This is a genomic window from Mycobacterium attenuatum (genome assembly GCF_900566085.1).
In the GTDB taxonomy this organism is placed as follows: Bacteria; Actinomycetota; Actinomycetes; order Mycobacteriales; family Mycobacteriaceae; genus Mycobacterium; species Mycobacterium attenuatum.
In genome coordinates, this window is the sequence record NZ_UPHT01000081.1 from 1 (window position 1) to 20,822 (window position 20,822).

Consider the following 20,822-nt stretch of genomic DNA (forward strand, 5'->3'; position numbering starts at 1 on the left):
GGGTATTGGCGTCGGGCGGGGTTGAGTGCGTCGCGGTTTGTGGCGTGTCCGTTTGGTGGCCATGGGTTGCGGATGTATCGCACTGGGGATCTGGTGTGCTGGGGTGCCGACGGGCAATTGCGTTACCTAGGCCGCGCGGATGAACAAGTCAAAATCCGCGGCTACCGCATCGAACTCGGCGAAATACGAACGGCATTGGCCGGCCTGCCCGGGGTGGAGCAGGCGGCGGTGAGCGCCCGCGAAGATCGCCCCGGCGACAAACGGCTGGTGGGCTACATCACCGGGACCGCGGAGCCGTCGAAAGTCCGTGCCGCACTGGCCGACCGGCTACCGGCCTACCTGGTGCCCGCCGCGGTGGTCGCGCTCGAGGAGCTGCCGCTGACACCCAACGGCAAACTCGACACCCGCGCCCTGCCGGCGCCCGAATACGGCGACGACGACCGCTACCGCGCCCCGGCCAGCCCCACCGAGCAGATCCTCGCCGGCATCTACGCCGAAGTGTTGGGCCTGGAGCGGGTTGGCGTCGATGAGTCGTTCTTCGATCTCGGTGGGGACAGCATCTCGTCGATGCAGGTGGTCGCGCGGGCCCGGGCCGCCGGTGTGATGTGCCGGCCGCGCGACATTTTCGTCGAGCAGACCGTGGCCGGGCTGGCCCGGGTGGCCCGGGCGGCCGAGAGCCCGGGCGGCGTGGGTGACGACGGTGTCGGTGAGGTGTTGCCCACCCCAATCATGTGCTGGCTGCAGGGTATTGAGGGCCCGATAGGGCAGTTCAATCAGACGGTGGTGGTGCAGGGACCGGTGGGGGCGACCGGAGCCGATGCCCTGGTTCTGTTGCAGGCCTTGCTGGACCGGCATGCCATGTTGCGGTTGCGCGTCGCCGAAGGTGGCGCCGCGGGGTGGTCGTTGACGGTGCCCGAACCGGGTGCGGTGCCGGCGGGCGACTGCCTGCACACCGTGTCGGTGTTGTCCGACGAGGCGTTGGTGGCGGCGCGGTCGCGGCTGGATCCGGTTGCGGGGGTGATGCTCAGCGCGTTGTGGGTGGCCGCCACCCGGCAGCTGGTGTTGATCATTCATCACCTGGCCATCGATGGGGTTTCCTGGCGAATCTTGTTGGGGGACTTGAATATCGCGTGGGTGCAACATCGTGGTGGGCAACCGGTGGCGCTGCCGCCGGTGGGAACGTCGGTTGCCTGGTGGGCATCGCTGCTGCAGGAGTACGCACGGTCTGCCGCGGTAGTTGACCACGCGGGTGTCTGGCGGCAGGTGGCCGCGCTGCCCGCGGTGTTGCCGCCGATACGTGCGGCAGTGGATACCTATGCCAATGCGGGGCAGTTGTCGGCGCTGCTGGACGCGGAGACCACGCGGCTGCTCTTGGGTGAGGTGCCCGCGGCGTTTCATGCCGGCGTACACGACATCCTGCTGATCGGGTTCGGGCTGGCAGTGGCGGAGTTCTTGGGCACCGGCGACGCGCCGGTGGGCATCGACGTAGAAGGCCACGGTCGCAACGAGGAGGTGGCGCCGCACCTTGACCTGTCGCGCACCGTGGGCTGGTTTACCACCAAGTACCCGGTGTCGCTCACGGTGGGCGGGCTGCGCTGGGCGCAGGTGGTGGCCGGTGAGGCGGGCCTGGGGGCGGCGGTCAAGGACGTCAAGGAGCAGCTTCGGGCGCTGCCGGACGGGCTGACCTACGGTGTGTTGCGGTATCTCAACACCGAAGTCGACCTGGCCGGTCCGGATCCGGCGATCGGGTTCAACTACCTGGGGCGGTTGGGCGCCGGGCTGGAGCCCTCAGCTGCGGGTTGGCGTATCTCTCATGAAGGTGCGGCGTTGACCCGTGCTGCGACGGCGGTGGCCATGCCACTCGCGCACACCATGGAACTCAACGCGGTGACCGTCGACACCGAGGCCGGTCCGAGCCTGCACGCCAACTGGATGTGGGCGCCCTCGGCGCTGGATCGGGCGCAGGTCAGTCGGCTGAGCCGGTTGTGGTTTGAGGCCCTGGGCGGGATCTGTGCGCATGTTCGCCGTGGCGGGGGCGGGCTGACCCCCTCCGATATCGCGCCGGCGCGGTTGAGTCAGCAGCAGCTCGATGAGCTGGCGCACCAATACCGGATCGCCGACGTGTTGCCGTTGACCCCGATGCAGCAGGGTTTGTTGTTTCACGCCAGCACCGCACAAGGCAACGACGATGTGTATGCGGTGCAGCTGGAGTTGGCGCTGGCCGGTGCGCTGGATGCGGACCGGTTGCGCGACGCGGTGCACACCGTGGTCGCCCGCCATCCCAACCTGGTGGCCCGCTTCTGCGACCAGTTCGAGGAGCCGGTGCAGATCATCGCGGCTGATCCGGTGCCGGGGTGGCGGCATGTCGAGCTGGAAGCGGCAGCCGAACTCGATGAACAGGTGGTGCGGGTGTGCGCCGCCGAGCGTGCCGCCGTGTGCGAGCTGGGCGGCGGGCCGGCTCTTCGAGTGGCGTTGATCCGCATCGGCGAAGATCGCTATCGACTGGTGCTGACCAATCACCACATCGTGGTCGACGGTTGGTCAATGCCGATCCTGCTGCGCGAAATCTTCGCCGGCTACTACCGGCAGCCCCTGCCTGCAGCCGTTCCCTATCGCCGGTTTGTGACCTGGCTGGCCCGTCAAGACCGCGACGCAGCCCGCGAGGCGTGGCGAAAAGTGTTGGCCGGCTTTGCAACTCCCACCCTGGTCGGTCCCCCGGACCGGTTCGGGCCGGGGCAGCAACAGGTGGCGACGTTTCGGCTAGCCGAGCACACCGCCCGCGCGGTCAGCGAACTGGCCCGCTCGTGTCACACCACCGTCAACACGGTGCTGCAGGGCGCCTTCGCGCTGCTGCTGAGCTCGCTGACCGGCCAGCACGACGTGGTCTTCGGCACCACCGTCTCGGGACGGCCCACCGAGCTGGCCGGCGCCGAGTCGATGGTGGGCCTGTTCATCAACACGGTGCCGGTACGGGCCACCATCACCGCGACAACCACCACCGCCGGCCTGCTCGGCCAACTGCACCACAGCCACCAGAACACCCTGGAGCACCAGCACCTGCCGCTGCCCGACATCCACCGCATCACCGGCCACCACCAACTCTTCGACACCGTATTCGTCTACGAGAACTACCCGATCGACACCGGCGCGCTGCCCGGTCGCGACCACCTCGCCATCACCGCCGTCACTACCCGCGAACGCACCCATTACCCGCTGGTGCTGCAAGCCTCGCCGGGCCGCGAACTGGCCCTTCGCGTCGAGTTCCGTAGCGACGTGTTTGACGCCGCCGCTATCGATGCGCTGATCGGCCGGCTGGAGCGGGTGTGCACGGCGATGACGGCCGATCCGGCGCGGCGGCTGTCGACGCTGGATCTGCTTGATTCCGGTGAGCATGCCCGGCTGGATGCGATCGGCAATCGGGTGGCGCTGACCCACCCGGCACCCACACCGCCGTCGATTCCGGCGCAATGGGCGGCCCAGGTGACGCGCACGCCGGAGGCGGTGGCGCTGAGCTTCGCGGGCCAGTCGATGACCTACCGCGAACTCGACATCGCGTCAAATCGGTTGGCGCACTTATTGAGCGGGCACGCGACCGGGCCGGGACACACGGTGGCGCTGCTGTTGCCGCGCTCCGCGCAGGCCGTCATCGCGATCCTGGCGGTGCTCAAGACCGGGGCGGCATATGTGCCGATCGATCCGGATTCGCCGCCCGCCCGGATCGGGTTCATCATTGCCGATGCCGCGGTGAACGTGGCGATCACCGCCGCGGCGCTGCGCCCGCGGCTTCCTGGACACGACCTGGTGGTCGTCGACGCGGACGATCCCGCGATCGACAGCTATCCCACTGAGGCCTTGCCGACGCCGGCGTCCGACGAGATCGCCTACCTGATCTACACCTCGGGCACCACCGGGGAGCCCAAAGGGGTGGCCATCGGCCATGGCGGCATCGCGCCTTTGGTGACCGCCCGGGTCAAACGATTGGCTATTACGCCGCAGAGCCGGGTGTTGCAGTTCGCGCCGTTGGCCTTCGATGCGTCGGTGGCCAATGTGTGGTCGGCGTTGTTGACCGGGGCGGTGGCGGTCATTCCCGACGATGCGCAGGCGATGCCCGGGGAGGAGTTGGTCGATTTCATTGCCGGCCAGCAGGTTTCGCATGCGCTCTTGACGCCCACAGCCCTTGGTGTGCTGCCCGCCGAGCGACTGCGCGGGGTCAGGCTGAGCGTCGGCGGTGAGGTGTGCACCCCCGAGCTGGTGCAGCGTTATGGTGCGGGGCCGGGCCTGGTTAACGAGTACGGCCCGAGCGAGACCACCGTGGACGTGGCGATCACCGATCCTCTCCTGCCGGAATCGGTGGTGACGCCGATCGGGTGGCCGGTCCCGGAAACAGCGTTGTTCGTGCTGGATGGGTGGTTGCGGCCGGTGCCGGTTGGCGTGGTGGGCGAGTTGTATGTGGCCGGCGCCGGGGTGGGGGTGGGCTATTGGCGCCGCTCGCAGCTGACTGCGTCACGGTTTGTGGCCTGCCCGTTCGGCAGGCCCGGGATACGGTTGTATCGCACCGGGGATTTGGTGCGCTGGCGCCGCGATGGGCAGCTCGACTACCTCGGGCGTACCGATGAGCAGGTAAAGATCCGCGGTTACCGCGTCGAGTTGGGTGAGGTACGCGCGGTATTGGCTGGACTTGCCGGCGTGGATCAGGCGGCCGTGGTCGTGCGTGCGGAGCGCCCCGGCGACAAACGGCTGGTGGGCTATGTGACCGGGACCGCCGACCCGGCCGAACTTCGCGCCGCGCTGGCCCGGCGGCTGCCGGCCTACATGGTGCCGACCGCGGTGGTGATTCTTGACGGCCTGCCGCTCACGGTCAACGGCAAACTTGACACCCGCGCCCTGCCGGCCCCGGAATACCGGCACGACGGTCGCTACCGCGCCCCGGCGACGCCGACCGAGCAGCTGCTGGCCGGCGTCTACGCCCGATTGCTCGGCCTGGAGCAGGTGGGCGTCGATGACTCGTTCTTCGACCTGGGCGGTGACTCACTGTCAGCGATGCGCCTGGTCGCCGCCATCAACACCGCCCTGGATGCCGGTTTGTCCGTGCGTACCGTGTTCAGCGCGCCCACCGTGCGCGCTTTGGTCCAGCAGCTGGGCAAACCTAGCGGCTCGGTCAGCCTCGAGTCGGTGCACGGCCGCGAGCCCGCGCAGGTGCATGCCGCTGATCTCACGTTGGATAAGTTCATCGACGCCGCGACGCTGACGGCCGCCCCGGCGCTGCCGAGACCGGGCACCGAGGTGCGCACGGTGCTGTTGACCGGGGCCACCGGTTTTCTGGGGCGCTATCTGGCCCTGCAATGCCTGCAACAGATGGAGTTGGCCGAAGGCAGGCTGATCTGTCTGGTGCGGGCCGACTCCGACGAAGCGGCGCGGCGCCGGCTGGACAAGACCTTCGACAGTGACCCGCGACTGCTGCGGCATTTCCAGGAGTTGGCAGCCGACCACCTGGAGGTTGTCGCCGGCGACAAGGCCGAGCCCAACCTGGGCCTGGACCCGCAGACCTGGCAGCGGCTGGCCGACACCGTCGACCTGATCATCGATTCGGCGGCGGTGGTCAACGCCGTCCTGCCCTACCGCGAGCTGTTCGGGCCCAACGTCGGGGGCACCGCGGAGCTGATCCGGCTCGCGCTGACCACCAAGCTCAAGGCCTACGCGTATGTGTCGACCGCCGACGTCGGCGCGCAGATCGAGCCGTCGGCGTTCACCGAGGACGCCGACATCCGGGTGATCAGCCCCACCCGCGTCGTGGATGCCAGCGTGGCCAACGGCTACGGCACCAGTAAGTGGGCCGGAGAGGTGCTGCTGCGCGAGACCCACGAGTTGTGCGCCCTGCCGGTGACGGTGTTTCGCTGCGGAATGATCCTGGCCGACCCCGCCTATGCGGGCCAGCTCAACGTGTCCGACGTCGCCACCCGGGTGGTGCTGAGCCTGGTGGCCACCGGCATCGCGCCCGCCTCGTTCTACCGGCTGGGCTCCGACGGCCGCCGGCAACGCGCCCATTTCGACGGCCTGCCAGTCACATTCGTCGCCGAGGCGATCGCCACGCTGAGCGCCCCCGTCGGGGACGGTTACCACACTTACCACGTGATGAACCCGCACGACGACGGCATCGGACTCGACGAGTACATCGACTGGCTGATCGAGGCCGGCTACCCGATCCGGCGCATCGACGACTTTGCGGAGTGGGCACAGACCTTCGAGGCCGCCCTGGGTGCCCTGCCGGAGCTGCAGCGCCGCCACTCGGTGCTGCAGATGATGCTGCTGAACAATTTCACGCGGTTGCGGCCCCTCGAGCCGGCCCGTGGCGCGCACGCCCCGACCGACCGATTCCGTGCGGCGGTGCGAGAAGCAAAAATTGGCCCCGACAAACACAATCCGGACATTCCGCACGTCTCGGCGCCGACGATCATCAACTACGTCACCGATTTGCAGCGACTCGGATTGCTGTAGCCGGGTTGAGAACTCACACCATGCTCACACTGCTTCGCGCTCATTGGGTTTCGATCACGGTGAGCATGACGCTGCTCGGCATCACCACGGTGCTCACCCTGCTGCAGCCCCTACTGGCCGGTCGGCTCGTCACCCGGGCCGCATCGGGCGCCCCGATTCTCTCGCTGGCCGTCCTGCTGTTGAGCATGCTCACCGGACAGTTCCTGCTGGATGCGCTGGGGCATTTTCGGCTGGAGCGGACCGGCGAGAAGATTGTGCTGGAGTTGCGGGCCGTCTTCACCAATCATGTTGTGCGCCTGCCTATCGGGCTGCTGGACCGGGGCCGCACCGGCGAGCTGCTGGCCCGCGGAACAAGCGACGCCGGCCTGTTGCGCGACATGCCACGCGCCGTTGCCGATGTCGCGTTCGGAACGCTGACCCTGATCGGTGCCAGCATCCTGATGTTCTCGATCGACGCGGTTACCGTCAGCGTCGTGGTGGCCGTTATGGCGGTGGCGTTCGCCGCCGGCGGTCCCTTCCTCTCACGAATCCAGCGCGCCTCCCTGGACCGTCAAGTCGCGCTGGGCGACTACACGGCCGGCTTGGACCGCGCCCTGGGTGCCGCACGGACCATCAAGCTGTTCGGCGCCGAAGACCGCGAAGTGAAATCCATTGGCGTCAGCGTGCACTTCGCCTACCAGGCCGGCGTCCGCATCGCGTCGGCCGCCGCCATCGACACCTCGCTCATCCGGTTGGGCGTCACCGGCTCGTTTCTGGCGATCATGATCATTGACGGGCGTCGCGTCGCCGACGGCGAGTTACCCGTCGGCCAATTCGTCAGCCTGTTCGCCTTCGCCATGTACGCGGTCTTTCCGGTGACCGCCGGCATCGCCGCACTCAACGGCCTGCGGACCGCGGCCGGCGCGTATCAGCACCTCACCGCCACCTTGCGGGACCTGCCCGAGGGCGACCCGCCCACCCTGGCCGTTACGGCCGGCGCGGAAATACCGTGCATCCCCCAGCCGGCCCAAAACAGCGCTCCGCTGGTTGAATTCGAGCACGTGTCGTTTTCCTACGGCAAGCATCTCGTCCTCGACGACATCTCCTTCACCCTCGGCGCAGATCGAATCACCGCGCTGGTCGGGCCGTCCGGCTCGGGTAAGTCGACCATCCTGGCCCTGCTGTGCCGTTTCCACGACCCCGACGCCGGCACGGTGCGCTGGGAGGGCCGCGATCTGCGTGGTGTCGGGCTGACGGAACTGCGCGGCCGGCTCGGGCTGCTGGAACAGGACGCGCCCGTGCTCAACGGCACCATCCGCGACAACCTGCTCATCGCCGATCCCGGCGCCGCCGACGCCGACCTGTGGCACGTACTCGAACAGGCCAACATCGCCAACGAAATCGCCCGTCTGCCTGAACAACTCGACACCGCAGTGCTGGAGCGCGGTCGCGGCCTCTCCGGTGGCCAACGCCAACGGCTGGCCCTGGCCCGCGCATTCCTGTCGCGGTCGCAGCTGATCCTCATGGACGAGCCCACCGCCCATCTCGACCGCGCCAACGAGTACGACGTCATGACCAATCTGCTGCGGGCACGCGGCCGGCGCAGCCTCCTCGTTGTCACCCACCGGCTCTCCACCGTCACCCACGCCGACCAGATCCTGGTTATGCAACACGGCCGGATCAAGGCAACCGGCACCCACTCCGAACTGTTGCGCACGCCCATCTACCGCGCCCTGATCGAGCACGAACTGGCTCCCGGGTAACGACTTCGAAAGGAAGTGTCGTGCTGCACGCAATCGCCCGGCTAGCCATCGCAGGCCCGCGCCGGGTCATCGCCGTGGCCGTGCTGCTCATGATCGGCGCCGCGGCCTTCGGCATCCCCGTGCTCGGCTCGCTGTCGGCCGGCGGCGGGCTGGATCCCGACGCCGAATCGTCGAAGGCATCCGAACTGCTGTCGAAGAAGTTCGGTCAGGGCGACATGAACCTGCTGATCACGGTGACCTCACCCGGCGGTGCGCTCGGGCCCCACGCAACGGCGGTCGGCGCCGATATCGCGCGCCGGCTGCAAAACTCGGCGCATGTCGGGCGCGTGGTTTCTCCGTGGACCGCGTCGTCAGCGGCGGCAGGCAAGTTGATCAGCAACGACGGTACTACGGGATTGATCGTGGCCCCCATCACCGGAGGCGAGAAAACCGCCCCAAGTTATGCCCAGAGCTACGCGCGGCAGCTTGCCGACGAACTGGTGCATGACCGCGACGGCGTCACGGTGCGCGCCGGCGGGGACGCCGCGGTGGCGTGGCAGGTCAACGAGCAGACCCAGAAAGACTTGCTGCTCATGGAGTCGCTGGCGCTGCCGGTGAGTTTTGTGGTGCTGGTCTGGGTTTTCGGTGGGTTGGTCGCGGCGGCGCTGCCGGTGGCCGTCGGCCTGTTCGCAATTTTCGGCGCGCTGGCCTCGCTGCGCACCATCTCGCTGTTGGCCAACGTGTCGATCTTCGCGCTGAACCTCACCGTCGCCTTGGGCATGGCCCTGGCCGTCGACTACACGTTGTTGATTTTGAGCCGGTACCGGGATGAGTTGGCAGCGGGGCAAACTCGGGACGCGGCGCTGATCACCACCATGGCCACCGCCGGTCGCACCGTGCTGTTCTCGGCGCTGACGGTCGCGCTGTCGATGGCGGCGCTGGTGCTCTTTCCGCCCTACTTCTTGAAATCATTCGCCTACGCGGGGGTGGCGGTGGTCGCCTTCGCGGCGGCGGCCGCGATCGTGGTGACACCCGCGGCGCTCGTGCTGCTCGGCGGCAGGCTCGACGCGCTGGATGTGCGCCGGGTCCTGCGATCGCGCCGCCAAGCCCAACGCCGCAACGCACCGGTGGAGCAGCGGTTCTGGTACCGGTGGACGAGGTTGGTGACGGGCCACGCGGTGCCCATCGGAATCGCCATCACCGCACTGTTGCTGCTGCTCGGCGCACCGTTCCGCGAGGTGCGATGGGGCTTTGCCGACGACCGGGTGCTGCCCAGCTCGGCTTCGGCGCGCCAGGTCGGCGACACGCTACGCAACGGCTTCCCGGGCTACCGGACCCCGGATATCACCGTCGTGCTGCCCGACACGGCCGATCTGAGTCCGGCCGATATGGATGCCTACGCCGCCGCGCTGTCGCGGGTCCCCGACGTGTCGTCGGTGTCGTCGCCACAGCGCACCTTCATCGACGGCCGGCCGCAGCCCGGGCCGCCGGCGTCACCGAGCGCAATCAAAGACCGCAGCGCCTTTCTGACCGTGACCACCACCGCACCGCTGTACTCCACCGCCTCGACCGTTCAACTCGACCGGCTCCACGCCGTTCGGGCACCGGCGAGCCGACCGGTGCTGCTGGCCGGCGGAGCGCAGAGTAACCGCGACAGCGTGCACGCGGTGTCGTCGCGCGTGCCACTGGTGCTCACGATCATCGCGGTGGTCACCATGGTGCTGGTGTTCGTGCTGACGGGCAGCGTGGTGTTGCCGATCAAGGCAGTGCTGATGAACATGCTGTCACTGACCGCGGCGTTCGGTGCGCTGGTGTGGGTGTTCCAGGAGGGGCACCTGGGCGGGCTGGGCACCGCGGCGACCGGCACCCTGGGCGTGCAACTGCCAGTGCTGTTGTTCTGCATCGCATTTGGCCTCTCGATGGACTACGAGGTGTTCCTCATGTCGCGGATTCGGGAGTACTGGATGGCATCACACCGCGGATGGGGTGCCAACGACCGCAGCGTTGCGCTCGGTGTGGCCCATACCGGCCGGGTGATCACGGCCGCGGCGCTGATCATGGCGATCTCCTTTGCGGCGTTGATGGCCGCGCGGGTGTCGTTCATGCGGTTGTTCGGGTTCGGGTTGACGGTTGCGGTGCTGGTCGACGCCACGCTGGTGCGGATGCTGCTCGTGCCGGCGTTCATGCACGTGCTCGGCCGATTGAACTGGTGGGCGCCCAAACCGTTGGCGCGCCTGCATGATCGGTTGGGCTTCGGCGAGCACGTCGGCGCGTTCGGCACGCCACAGCGTCCAGCAGCGTCGCCGCGAACCGGCACTTCCACCTGGCGGGTGGTCGGCCGCCGAGTGCTGTTCGGCCAGCAAAACCAACCGCAGGGCGGCTCGCATCCTTGACGGTATCAGTGCGCCCCGGGGCACCGTGCCGAAGATGTTTGATCGCAACATGTTTCGAGGCGCATCCGCGGGATGTCGCGGTCAGAAATCCCGGCGCAGGCTCATCGGCGTGACCGCCGGCATGTCACCCCCGTCGATCACCGTCCGGGCGATCGGCGTCAGCGCATCAAGCAACGCCTGCAGCTCGCTGTCGTCGAGACCGTCGTAGGCGCGCAGCGCCAGCGCATCGGTGCTGGCTTCGAGGCGCTGCTTGAGGTCACGCCCGGCGGACGTCAAGGATCCATCCTCGCCGAGCAGACCGCGGCCGATCAGGCTCTGCTCGCAGGCGCGCCACTCGGCGTCGTCGTAGTGGCGGGTCTGCATGAGGTAGTCGCGGGGCACCGAGCTCGCCGCGCAGTGCAACACATTGGCCTCTCGCCCGGAGATACCGGCAGCGACCAACACCGCGACATGACCGTCGCCGCGCTGCTCGCGCAGCAACGTGGTCGCATGCCAGAGCGCGGCAACCGGATCCTGCGGCCAGGGCAAGGCGAGGTTGGCCGCGAACAATGCTCGACCGTCAACCGGCGCCCGCCGCGCCGCGTCGCCAACCAAACGTGCTGCGGTGCGGACGTTTTCGTCGTCGTCGCGCAGCCCGTAGCGCCGCAGCGCCGCAACCGCCGACGTTGCGCGGGCCCGCAACGCTAGGGGCGGCCCGGCAATTTCCCACGCCGTCGGTAGCGCCTTGCTCACCCGCGCGTGGGCGAAGTTGTAGAACAGCGCGGTCACGACTTCGGGCGGCACCTGGCCCAGCGGGGCCGATCGAGCGGCGAAATACCCCATCCAAAACCCCCGGTAACCGAGATTTGTCAAGGCCGCACGCGCCTCCGGCGCGAAGTACGTTACGGCATGGACGGGTTCGAAGCGGTCGTAGAGATGACGGGCGAGCTCAGGCGCGCGGTGCATTCCTGGAGCTAACCACTCGGTTGAGGTACGTCTGCCCGCGCATCGCTGGTCCGGCGACGAGCGCAGGTCGAGTATTGACCGCGAGTTGGCTAGTGTCGCGGACGGTGTTTGGTGCTGCCCACCCAGAACGGAGTCAGCCATGAGTGCGAGCGCGCAAACCGGAACCATCACCACCCACGTACCGGCACGGCTGGACCGGCTGCCCTGGGGGCGGTTCCACTGGCGCGTCGTTGTCGGGCTGGGCGGCGTGTGGATTCTCGACGGCCTCGAAGTCACCATGGTCGGCAACGTCTCGTCGCGCCTGACCGAACACGGCAGCGGCATCGCGCTCAACGCCGCCGACATCGGGTTGGCGGCGTCGTTCTACATCGCCGGGGCCTGCCTGGGAGCGTTGTTCTTCGGCCACCTGACCGACCGGTTCGGCCGGCGGAACCTGTTCCTGCTGACCCTCGCGGTGTACTTGATCGCTACCGTCGCAACCGCGTTCGCGTTTGCGCCGTGGTATTTCTTCCTGACGCGCTTTTTCACCGGTGCGGGCATCGGCGGTGAATACGCCGCCATCAACTCCGCGATCGACGAGCTGATCCCGGCGCGGGTGCGCGGCCGGGTGGACCTGGTGATCAACGGGACCTACTGGCTGGGCTCGGCGGCCGGCGCGGCCGGCGCCCTGTTCCTGTTGGACACCTCGCACTTCTCGGCGAACATCGGATGGCGGCTGGCCTTCGGTGTCGGCGCCATCTTCGGGATCTTCGTTCTGCTCGTCCGGCGTAACGTTCCGGAAAGCCCCCGCTGGCTGTTCATCCACGGGCGCCAGCACGAAGCCGAGCGGATCGTCGGTGAAATCGAGGCGGAGGTGGAGCGCGACACCGGCCAACCGCTGCCCGAGCCGCAAGGGCGCCCACTGCGAGTCTGTCAGCGTCATGCGATTTCGTTCTGGGAGATCGCCAGGGTGGCGTTCACCCGCTACCCCCGCCGCGCGGTACTCGGGCTGGCGCTGTTCATCGGGCAGGCTTTCCTCTACAACGGCGTGACGTTCAACCTCGGCACCCTGTTGAGCGGCTTCTACGGGGTCGCGTCCGGCCACGTGCCGGTGTTCTTCATCGTGTGGGCGCTCAGTAATTTCGTCGGGCCTCTGGCGCTGGGACGGCTGTTCGACACCGTCGGCCGCAAACCCATGATCACGTTTTCATACATCGGGTCCGCGGTCGTGGCCGTTGTGCTCGCGGTGCTGTTCGTGACTCGCACCGGTGGTGTCTGGACATTCATCGTCGTCCTGGCGGTGGCGTTCTTCCTGGCCTCGGCCGGGGCCAGCGCCGCTTATCTGACCGTGAGCGAGATCTTCCCGATGGAGACCCGGGCGCTGGCGATCGCGTTTTTCTACGCCGTCGGCACCGCGATCGGCGGCATCAGCGGCCCGTTGCTGTTTGGTCAGTTGATCAATTCCGGCCAGCGCGGCCAAGTGTTCTGGTCCTTCCTCATCGGAGCAGTGGTGATGGCGGCGGCCGGTCTGGTCGAATTGTGGCTTGGTGTGGCGGCCGAACGGCGTCCGCTCGAAGAACTGGCGTTGCCACTGACGGTCGCCGACGCAGGGCACGACGACGAAAGGGCGGATATCCGCGATGGCCAGCCCTCATGACCCGCACCGACGGGGCCGACCGGCCAGCGCGCACGCTGACCATGGTGTTCGATTACTCCGATGAGCACCGATCGACGCCGAGGATGTGGCAATGACGAGCACCCTGCTGGATGAGGCGTTGGAAGCCCACGGCGGGCCGCAGCCATGGCGATCCGCCGTCAGAATTCATGCGCGGGTACGCAGCGGCGGGCTGCTGGTCCGTACCCGCGTCCCGGGCAACCGGTTCGCCGACTACCGCGTCACGGTCGACGTCCAGGAACCGCGCACGGTCATTGACCCGTTTCCGGTTGCCGGGCAGCGCGGGGTCTTCGACAACGGGGTAGTGCGGATCGAGAGTCACGACGGCCATGTCCTCAGCTCACGGGCAAACCCGCGGCCGATGTTCTTCGGCCGCCCGGGCCTGCGCCGGAACTTTCGGTGGGATCCGCTCGATTCGGTGTATTTCGCTGGCTACGCCATGTGGAATTACCTGACCACGCCCTACCTGCTGACGCGTGAGGGCGTCGAGGTCGACGAGGCCGGGACCTGGCAGCAGAACGGGCAGACCTGGCGGCGGCTGAATGCGACGTTCCCGGCCCACATTCCCACCCACTCGCCCCGGCAGAGTTTCTACTTCGATGCCACCGCTCGGCTGCGTCGGCACGACTACGTCGCCGAGGTCGTGGGCCAGTGGGCGCGGGCCGCGCACTACTGCACCGAGCCAGCGCGTGCCGGCGGGCTGGTTTTCCAGACGCGGCGGCGGGTCTACCCGATCGGCCCTGGCAATCGTTCGCTGCCCGGCCCGACGCTGGTGTCGATAGGGCTGAGCGACCTGCGGGTGGACACCGAATAGATTCGCTGTCGCCGCCCGGCATTCTCGTTGTTCGCCGCGCCTCCTGGATGGCCAAACCGTTAGCCTTATGCCTGCACGTCACCGCGTACCGCTCGGTGGCGCCGGCAGTGGGCACAGGCGTAGGCGCTGGTCGTCGGTTGGTGGGCGCGGAAGGCGGGTGAGGAGTCGGGATGGGTGATTCGGCCGCGGATTCGCGGGAGGGTTCGGAATTCGGTCCGTATCGACTGCGTCGTCTGGTAGGTCGCGGCGCCATGGGCGACGTCTATGAGGCCGAAGACACCGTGCGCGAGCGCGTTGTGGCGCTGAAGCTGATGTCGCCGACGCTGTCCAGCGATCCGGTCTTTCGCACCCGGATGCAGCGCGAAGCCCGCACCGCGGGCCGGCTGCACGAACCGCACGTCGTGCCCATTCACGACTACGGCGAAATCGACGGGCAGCTCTACGTGGACATGCGCCTGATCGACGGCAAGGATCTGGCCACCATTTTGAAGCGCTACGGTCCGCTGACCCCGCCGCGAGCCGTGGCGGTGGTACGCCAGATCGGCTCAGCCCTGGATGCCGCACACGCCGCCGGGGTGACGCATCGCGACGTGAAGCCGGAAAACATTTTGGTCAGCGGCGACGACTTCGCCTACCTGGTCGACTTCGGAATCGCCAGCGCCACCACCGACGAGAAGCTGACGCAGCTGGGCAGCACAGTGGGCACCCTTTACTACATGGCGCCGGAGCGTTTCGGCAACGCCGAGGTCACCTATCGGGCCGACATCTACGCCTTGGCCTGCGTCTTGTACGAGTGCCTGACCGGATCACCGCCGTACCGGGGCGACCAGCTCAGCGTCATGGGCGCACATCTGAGCCAGGCCATCCCAAGGCCCAGCGCCGCTCGACCGGGGATCCCGGCCGCTTTCGACGAGGTGATCGCCCGCGGAATGGCCAAGAATCCGGCAGACCGATATGCCACCTGCGGCGACCTGTCCGCGGCCGCGTACGCGGCGCTGGCAACCCCCGACCAGGACCGGGCCACCGACATCTTGCAGCGCAGCCAGGTGGCCCAACTGCCGGCGGCGGTCGTCGGCCAGCCGCCGGCGACTTTCGCGCCGCCACTGACTCCCGCCGGGTCGCTGCCACCGACTCCCGCCGGGTCACCACCCACCGGGTGGCTCCCGCCGTTGGCGCCCGGATCGCCGGTGCCGACGGGCGCAGCAGCGCAGCCCGCGTCCTGGGCCGGCGCCACCGGATGGGCCACGGGTTACAGCGGTAGCACCGGGGCACCGTCATGGGGCCAACCGCCGGGGCCACCTTCAGTTCCGCCCGCCGGCGGCGGCAAGCCGTGGCTTTGGGTGGGTGTTGCGGTGGCCTTCGTGGTAGCCATAACAGCTGGTCTGGGCATCATTATCGCGCAGCCGTGGCGGTCGTCGGCACCGCGGCCGGGGCCTACGTCGTCGCCGCCGGCGGCCGACGCGGTTGAGCTTCGGGTGCTCAATGACGGCGTCTTTGTCGGCAGTTCCGCCGCCGCGACAACGATCGACATTTTCAACGAGCCGATCTGCCCGCCTTGCGGCGCCTTCATCAGGTCGTATGCGAGCGACATTGAAACCGCGGTGGCCGATAAGAAGCTCGCGGTGCGCTATCACCTGCTCAACTTCCTCGACGACCAATCGCACACCAAGAATTACTCGACGCGTGCGGTGGCGGCCTCATACTGCGTCGCGGCCCAAAATGATCCGAAGGTCTACAGCGATTTCTATTCCGCCTTGTTCGGCAGCGACTTCCAGCCCCAGGAAGGCGCCGCCTCCGACCGCACCGACGCCGAACTGGCACATCTGGCCCAGACCGTGGGCGCCAACACCGCGGCGATTAGCTGCATCAAGTCGGGAAGTGACCGTGGCACCGCCCAGTCGAAGGCGGCCGCTGCCAGCGAGACCCTCGCCACGTTCAGCGCCAATGGGACCCCGTTCGTGTGGGACGGCAAGAAGGCCGTGGATCTGCAGAATTCGAGCTGGCTGACCAGGCTGACCGGATGACGTGGTCCGCTTGGAATTAGCGACGCGACACGGAATCGGCTAACATTTCCCGGGCACGCCTTGGGGGATATTGTCGGTGCGCATTCGTGCGTGCACCATAATTGGTCTCTGGGCCGGAAAGGCACTAGCAACCCATGGCTGGACAGCTGACGCCGCATTTCGACGACGTGCAGGCGCACTACGATTTGTCCGACGACTTCTTCCGGCTGTTCCTGGACCCGACGCAGACCTACAGCTGCGCCTACTTCGAGCATGACGATATGACGCTGCAGGAGGCCCAGCTCGCCAAGATCGACCTGTCGCTGGGCAAGCTGGGCCTGCAGCCGGGCATGACGCTGCTCGACGTCGGCTGCGGCTGGGGCGCCACCATGCGCCGGGCGATCGAAAAGTATGACGTGAACGTCGTTGGCCTGACGTTGTCGAAAAACCAGGCCGTCCACGTCCAGACGACCTTCGACGAGTTCGACAGCCCGCGTAGCCGGACGGTGTTGCTGGCAGGCTGGGAGCAGTTCGACGAGCCCGTCGACCGGATCGTGTCCATCGGCGCCTTCGAGCACTTCGGCCACGACCGTCACGCGGACTTCTTCTCGCGGACATACCAGATGCTGCCCGCCGACGGCACCATGCTGCTGCACACCATCACCGGCCTGACCATGCAGCAGATGGTCGATGCCGGCCTGCCGCTCACCTTGTGGTTGGCCCGCTTCCTGAAGTTCATCCGGACCGAGATCTTCCCGGGCGGTCATCCGCCGACCATCGAGATGGTGGTGGAGCAGTCCACCACGGCGGGCTTCACCCTGACCCGGCGCCAATCGCTGCGACTGCATTACGCGCGGACCCTGGACCTGTGGGCCGAGGCTCTGCAGGCACACCAGGACGAGGCCATCGCGATCCAGTCCGAAGAGGTCTACGAGCGCTACCTGAAGTACCTCACCGGCTGCGCCAAGCTGTTTCGCGACGGCTATATCGACGTCAACCAGTTCACTTTGCAGAAGTAGGGATTTCGGCTGGGGCCACCTGACAACCTGGGACGGGTAGTCCTACTCATCCCAGGCGCTGTGCGGCTGCCCATGCTGGTCGCATGCCCGCGACCACGTTGAAGTCCGCTGTCAGTGCGCGTGCCATCGCGCGCCACACACCCGCTGACCGTGACCGCGCCGTTGACGTCGCCCGCCTCGGCGCGCTGGTCGTCGTGATGTTCGGTCACTGTGCGCTGCTGCTGGCCACCATCGACTCCCATGGTGTCCGAATAGCCAACTTGCTTGGCCAGCTGCCGGCGCTAACCCCAATCACCTGGCTGGTTCAGGTGATGCCGCTGTTCTTCCTGGCCGGCGGTGCCGCGGGCGCATACGGCTGGCGCCGCGGCATGCCGTGGGGCACCTGGTTGTTCACCCGGGCGCAGCGGCTGTGCCGTCCGGTGTTCTGGTACCTCGCCGCGTGGACCGCCGCTCTGCTCGTGGTGCGCGTAACCGTCGGCTCCGAATCCGCGGCGGCACTCGGGAGCGAATGCGTCGCACTGTTGTGGTTCCTCGGCGTCTATCTCGTGGTGCTTGCCTTCGTGCCGGCGTTGACCAGGTTGGGGACGGGCCGCGGGGTGGCGGTTTCGGTCGGATCGCTGCTGCTGGCAGCCGCCGTCGTCGACCAGACGCGGTTCGCGGTCGGCACTGCCGAGTCGGGTGTGGCGAACTTCGTGATCGTGTGGCTGATCCCGGTGGCCGTCGGTGTTGGCTACGCGCGCGGGCTGATCGGCCCTCGCACGGCGATCGCGACGGCCGTCGGTGCGCTCACCGCGCAGCTCACGCTCGCTCTGGTCGGGGTGTACGACGTGTCTTTGGTGGTGACAGGTGCCGAACGGACCTCCAACGTGTCGCCGCCGACGTTGTTGCTGGCGCTGCATTGCACGTGGATGTCGTGCGCGTTCGTCGCCGCCGCGGGCGTTGTCCGGCGGTGGGCTGCCCGCCCGCGCGTCTGGCACGCCGTCGCGGTGGGTAACGGGGGAGCGATGACGCTCTACCTCTGGCACATCCCGTCGATCGCGGTTGCCGCCGTTGCCCTGCACGCCGCGGGCCTCGACGCATACGACGTGCACGCGCCCGGGTTCTGGGCTCGCCTGATGCTGCGCGCAGTCGTGTTCGCCATCGTCATGGCTGTGCTGTTTCGGCTGCTCGCGCCGCTCGAGCATCGACGGCTGCCCTGGTGGGACGGGCCGGCTCACGCCACCGGCGCCCGGGCGGTGGCCGCCGGCGCACTGGTGGTCGCCGCGGGCGTGGCGCTGGTGGCGATGGCCAAGGACGGGCTCGGCGAGATCGCAGGGTGGACAGCGCTGGGATGCTTCTTGGTGGCTTTGCTGGCTGCCCGGACGAGCTCGGGTCCGGTGTCGCGGCCGGTGCCGGCCAGGCATCAGTCGGGTTCGCCGTACTCGTCGAACCAATAGGCCAATTTGCCCCGCCGGCTCACCGCGCGAAGTCGCGACTCCGCTTGCGCCCGCATCTTGCTGGTGGTGACGATGAGCAGTTCGTCGCCCCGCTCGATCCGCGTGTCGGGCATCGGGACGAAGGTGTGACCGTTGCGGATGATCAGGGTGATCACCGCCGGGTCCGGCAGCCGCAGCTCCAGCACGGTGACGTTGTGCAGGCGCGACGGTGGCTGCACTGTCATGGTCAGCAGCTCCGCGTCGAGCACATCCAGCGGCGCCGCCTCCACCTGTATCTCGCGGGTGGCTTCGCGGGAAATCAGTCCCAGCCGATGCGCGATCGGGCGCAGGCTGGGACCTTGCACCAGCGTGAACACCACGACCAGCATGAAGACGATGTTGAGCAGGCGATAACTGTCCGGGACGCCGGCAACGACCGGAAAGGTGGCCAGCACGATGGGCACCGCGCCGCGCAGACCCGCCCATGACAGGAAGACCTGGTCGCGCCACGGGATGCGAAACGTTGCCAGCGATGCCACCACCGACAGGGGCCGGGCAATCAGCAGTAACAGCAGTCCGACGACGACGGCGGCCACCACGTCGTGCGCCACGTCGCTGGGGTCCACCAGCAGTCCGAGCAGCACGAACAGCCCTATTTGTGCCAGCCAGCCGACCCCCTCGGCGAACGATCGGGTTGCCGACCGGTGCGGAAGCCCCGAGTTGGCCAGCACCACGGCGGCCAGATAGGCGGCGATGAATCCGCTGGCATGGCTTGCCCCGGCAGCCGCGAACGCCACCAGACCCAACCCGAAGGTAGCGATCGGGTAGAGGCCGGAGGCGGGCAGCGCGATCCGACGCAGCGCGAAAGCGCCCAGGTAGCCGATGGTCAGCCCCACCGCGGCGCCGGCGAGGAGCTCGAACAGTAGATCGGCGATGGCGCGCCCGGGCTCGACCGCGAAGGGCACCGCGCTGAACATCAGCACCAGGATCACCGCGGGGGCATCGTTGAACCCGGATTCGGCCTCGAGCAGCCCGGCGACCCGCCGCGGCAGCGGCAGCACCCGCAGGACCGAGAACACCGCCGCGGCGTCGGTGGAGGAAACGATGGCGCCGAGCAACAGGGCCACCTGCCAGTCGACGCGCAGCAGCAGGTGCGCGCCGACGGCCGTGACGGCCATGCTGACGAGCACCCCGACGGTGGCCAGGGTGGCAGCAGGTCTGAGCACCGTGCGGATGTCGGTGAACCGCGTGGTCAACCCGCCCTCCACCAGGATCAAGGCCAGCGCCGCCGTGCCCACGTTCCGGGCCAGCTGGACGTCGTTGAACTGCAGCCCCAGCCCGTCCTCACCGACCGCCACGCCCACCAGCAGGAAGAGCAGCATGCTGGGAAATCCCACCCGAGTCGCCAGCCGGGTGCCCACAATGCTGGCCAGCAGCACGAGGCCACCGATCAACAAAGCCAGATACAGCTGCTGCAAACTCATTTTGTTTCCGTCCAGATGGGAACTCGGCGGCGATAGCTCGGGGCGCGACGTGCTGCCAGTAAATCAGTACGGGTCGGCTCCGCTGTCGGGCGTACAGCCGGAACTGCCGCAGCCATGAGACAAGATGATTGGGTGGCGACGGGAAAAATGCGGATCGGGATTGCCGGCGCGGGCAAGGTCGGCCGGTCGGTCGCCCAGGAATTGCTGGATCGCGGGCACAAGGTCTTGCTGATCGAGCGGCAGCGGAACAACTTTGAACCACACACGGTTTCCGCCGCGGACTGGTTGCATGCCGACGCGTGCGAACTGTCGACGATGCACGAGGCGGGGGTACAGACGTGCGACGTGCTGATCGCCGCGACCGGAGACGACAAAGCCAATCTGGTGGTGGGGCTGCTGGCCAAGACCGAGTTCGGGGTGCCCCGGGTGGTGGCGCGGATCAACGACCTGCGCAACGAGTGGCTGTTCGGCCGGGCGTGGGGCATCGATGTGGCGGTCTCGACGCCGGGGGCCATGATCGCCGGTGTCGAGGGTGCCATCGACGTCGGCCACCTGGTGCGGATGATGGTGTTGCGCGAAGGCCGGGCGGCGCTGACCAAACTGACGCTGCCCGAAGACAATCCGCTGGTGGGAATGCGGGTGTGCGAGTTGGACCTACCAGCCAACACCGCGTTGGTCACCGTGCTGCGAGGTGACGCGGTCAAGGTTCCGCAGGCCGACGAGGTCCTGCGGGCCGGCGACGAGATGCTGTTCATCGCCGACAGCTTCCTGGAGCGTTCGGTGTGGGCCGCCATGTACAGCGCGCTACCGGCGCGTGCACCGACCAGGCCGGCCCGGCCGCCGTCAGCCTGAGGGATCGGCGGCTAGCGACGCGCCGTG

Annotated in this window: 11 protein-coding genes and 1 pseudogene; 10 read left to right on the forward strand and 2 right to left on the reverse strand. The window is 67.9% G+C overall.

All coding sequences use genetic code 11. From position 1 onward, the window contains the following. From EET13_RS32790 to EET13_RS13675, 4 genes and pseudogenes are all read left to right on the forward strand, one after another. Nucleotides 1–645 (forward strand): annotated as a pseudogene (locus EET13_RS32790) (phosphopantetheine-binding protein); the annotation flags it as partial. A 375-nt stretch (nt 646–1,020) separates the two neighbouring features. After that, nucleotides 1,021–6,495 carry an amino acid adenylation domain-containing protein gene (locus tag EET13_RS13665; RefSeq protein WP_425294241.1) on the forward strand — a complete coding sequence of 1,825 codons (5,475 nt, stop codon included), beginning with the start codon at nt 1,021–1,023 and terminating at the stop codon, nt 6,493–6,495. Nucleotides 6,496–6,515: 20 nt separating this feature from the next. Beyond that, nucleotides 6,516–8,237, forward strand: coding sequence for an ABC transporter ATP-binding protein (locus EET13_RS13670; RefSeq protein WP_122442802.1), 1,722 nt, complete (start codon nt 6,516–6,518; stop codon nt 8,235–8,237). Between the two features lie 20 nt (nt 8,238–8,257). Continuing rightward, nucleotides 8,258–10,609, forward strand: coding sequence for an MMPL family transporter (locus EET13_RS13675; protein WP_122442803.1), 2,352 nt, complete (start codon nt 8,258–8,260; stop codon nt 10,607–10,609). 81 nt (nt 10,610–10,690) lie between these two features. Here EET13_RS13675 and EET13_RS13680 read toward each other — a convergent pair whose 3' ends face one another. Continuing rightward, nucleotides 10,691–11,554 (reverse strand): SCO6745 family protein, encoded by an 864-nt coding sequence (locus EET13_RS13680; protein ID WP_122442804.1) that lies wholly within the window; start codon nt 11,552–11,554, stop codon nt 10,691–10,693. Between the two features lie 139 nt (nt 11,555–11,693). Here EET13_RS13680 and EET13_RS13685 point away from each other — a divergent pair, with 139 nt between their 5' ends. The 5 genes from EET13_RS13685 to EET13_RS13705 all read left to right on the forward strand — a co-directional run bounded on the left by EET13_RS13685 (nt 11,694) and on the right by EET13_RS13705 (nt 18,480). Beyond that, on the forward strand, nt 11,694–13,190 hold the full coding sequence (locus EET13_RS13685) for an MFS transporter (protein WP_122442805.1): 1,497 nt from the start codon (nt 11,694–11,696) through the stop codon (nt 13,188–13,190). A gap of 91 nt (nt 13,191–13,281) precedes the next feature. Beyond that, nucleotides 13,282–14,022 (forward strand): hypothetical protein, encoded by a 741-nt coding sequence (locus EET13_RS13690; protein ID WP_122442806.1) that lies wholly within the window; start codon nt 13,282–13,284, stop codon nt 14,020–14,022. Nucleotides 14,023–14,192: 170 nt separating this feature from the next. After that, nucleotides 14,193–16,046, forward strand: coding sequence for a serine/threonine protein kinase PknE (locus tag EET13_RS13695; RefSeq protein ID WP_122442807.1), 1,854 nt, complete (start codon nt 14,193–14,195; stop codon nt 16,044–16,046). Between the two features lie 134 nt (nt 16,047–16,180). Then, a complete protein-coding gene (mmaA2, locus tag EET13_RS13700) occupies nt 16,181–17,044 on the forward strand; it encodes a cyclopropane mycolic acid synthase MmaA2 (RefSeq protein ID WP_122442808.1) in 864 nt (287 codons plus the stop codon). Nucleotides 17,045–17,127: 83 nt separating this feature from the next. Beyond that, on the forward strand, nt 17,128–18,480 hold the full coding sequence (locus EET13_RS13705; RefSeq protein ID WP_122442809.1) for an acyltransferase family protein: 1,353 nt from the start codon (nt 17,128–17,130) through the stop codon (nt 18,478–18,480). Here the strand turns inward: EET13_RS13705 and EET13_RS13710 are convergent. Beyond that, nucleotides 18,447–19,943 (reverse strand): potassium/proton antiporter, encoded by a 1,497-nt coding sequence (locus tag EET13_RS13710; RefSeq protein WP_122442810.1) that lies wholly within the window; start codon nt 19,941–19,943, stop codon nt 18,447–18,449. The genes EET13_RS13705 and EET13_RS13710 overlap by 34 nt on opposite strands. Nucleotides 19,944–20,090: 147 nt before the next feature. Between EET13_RS13710 and EET13_RS13715 the strand changes: the two genes are divergently transcribed. Further along, nucleotides 20,091–20,795, forward strand: a complete 705-nt coding sequence (locus tag EET13_RS13715) for a potassium channel family protein (protein WP_122442811.1) — start codon at nt 20,091–20,093, stop codon at nt 20,793–20,795. The last annotated feature ends 27 nt before the right edge of the window (nt 20,796–20,822 follow it).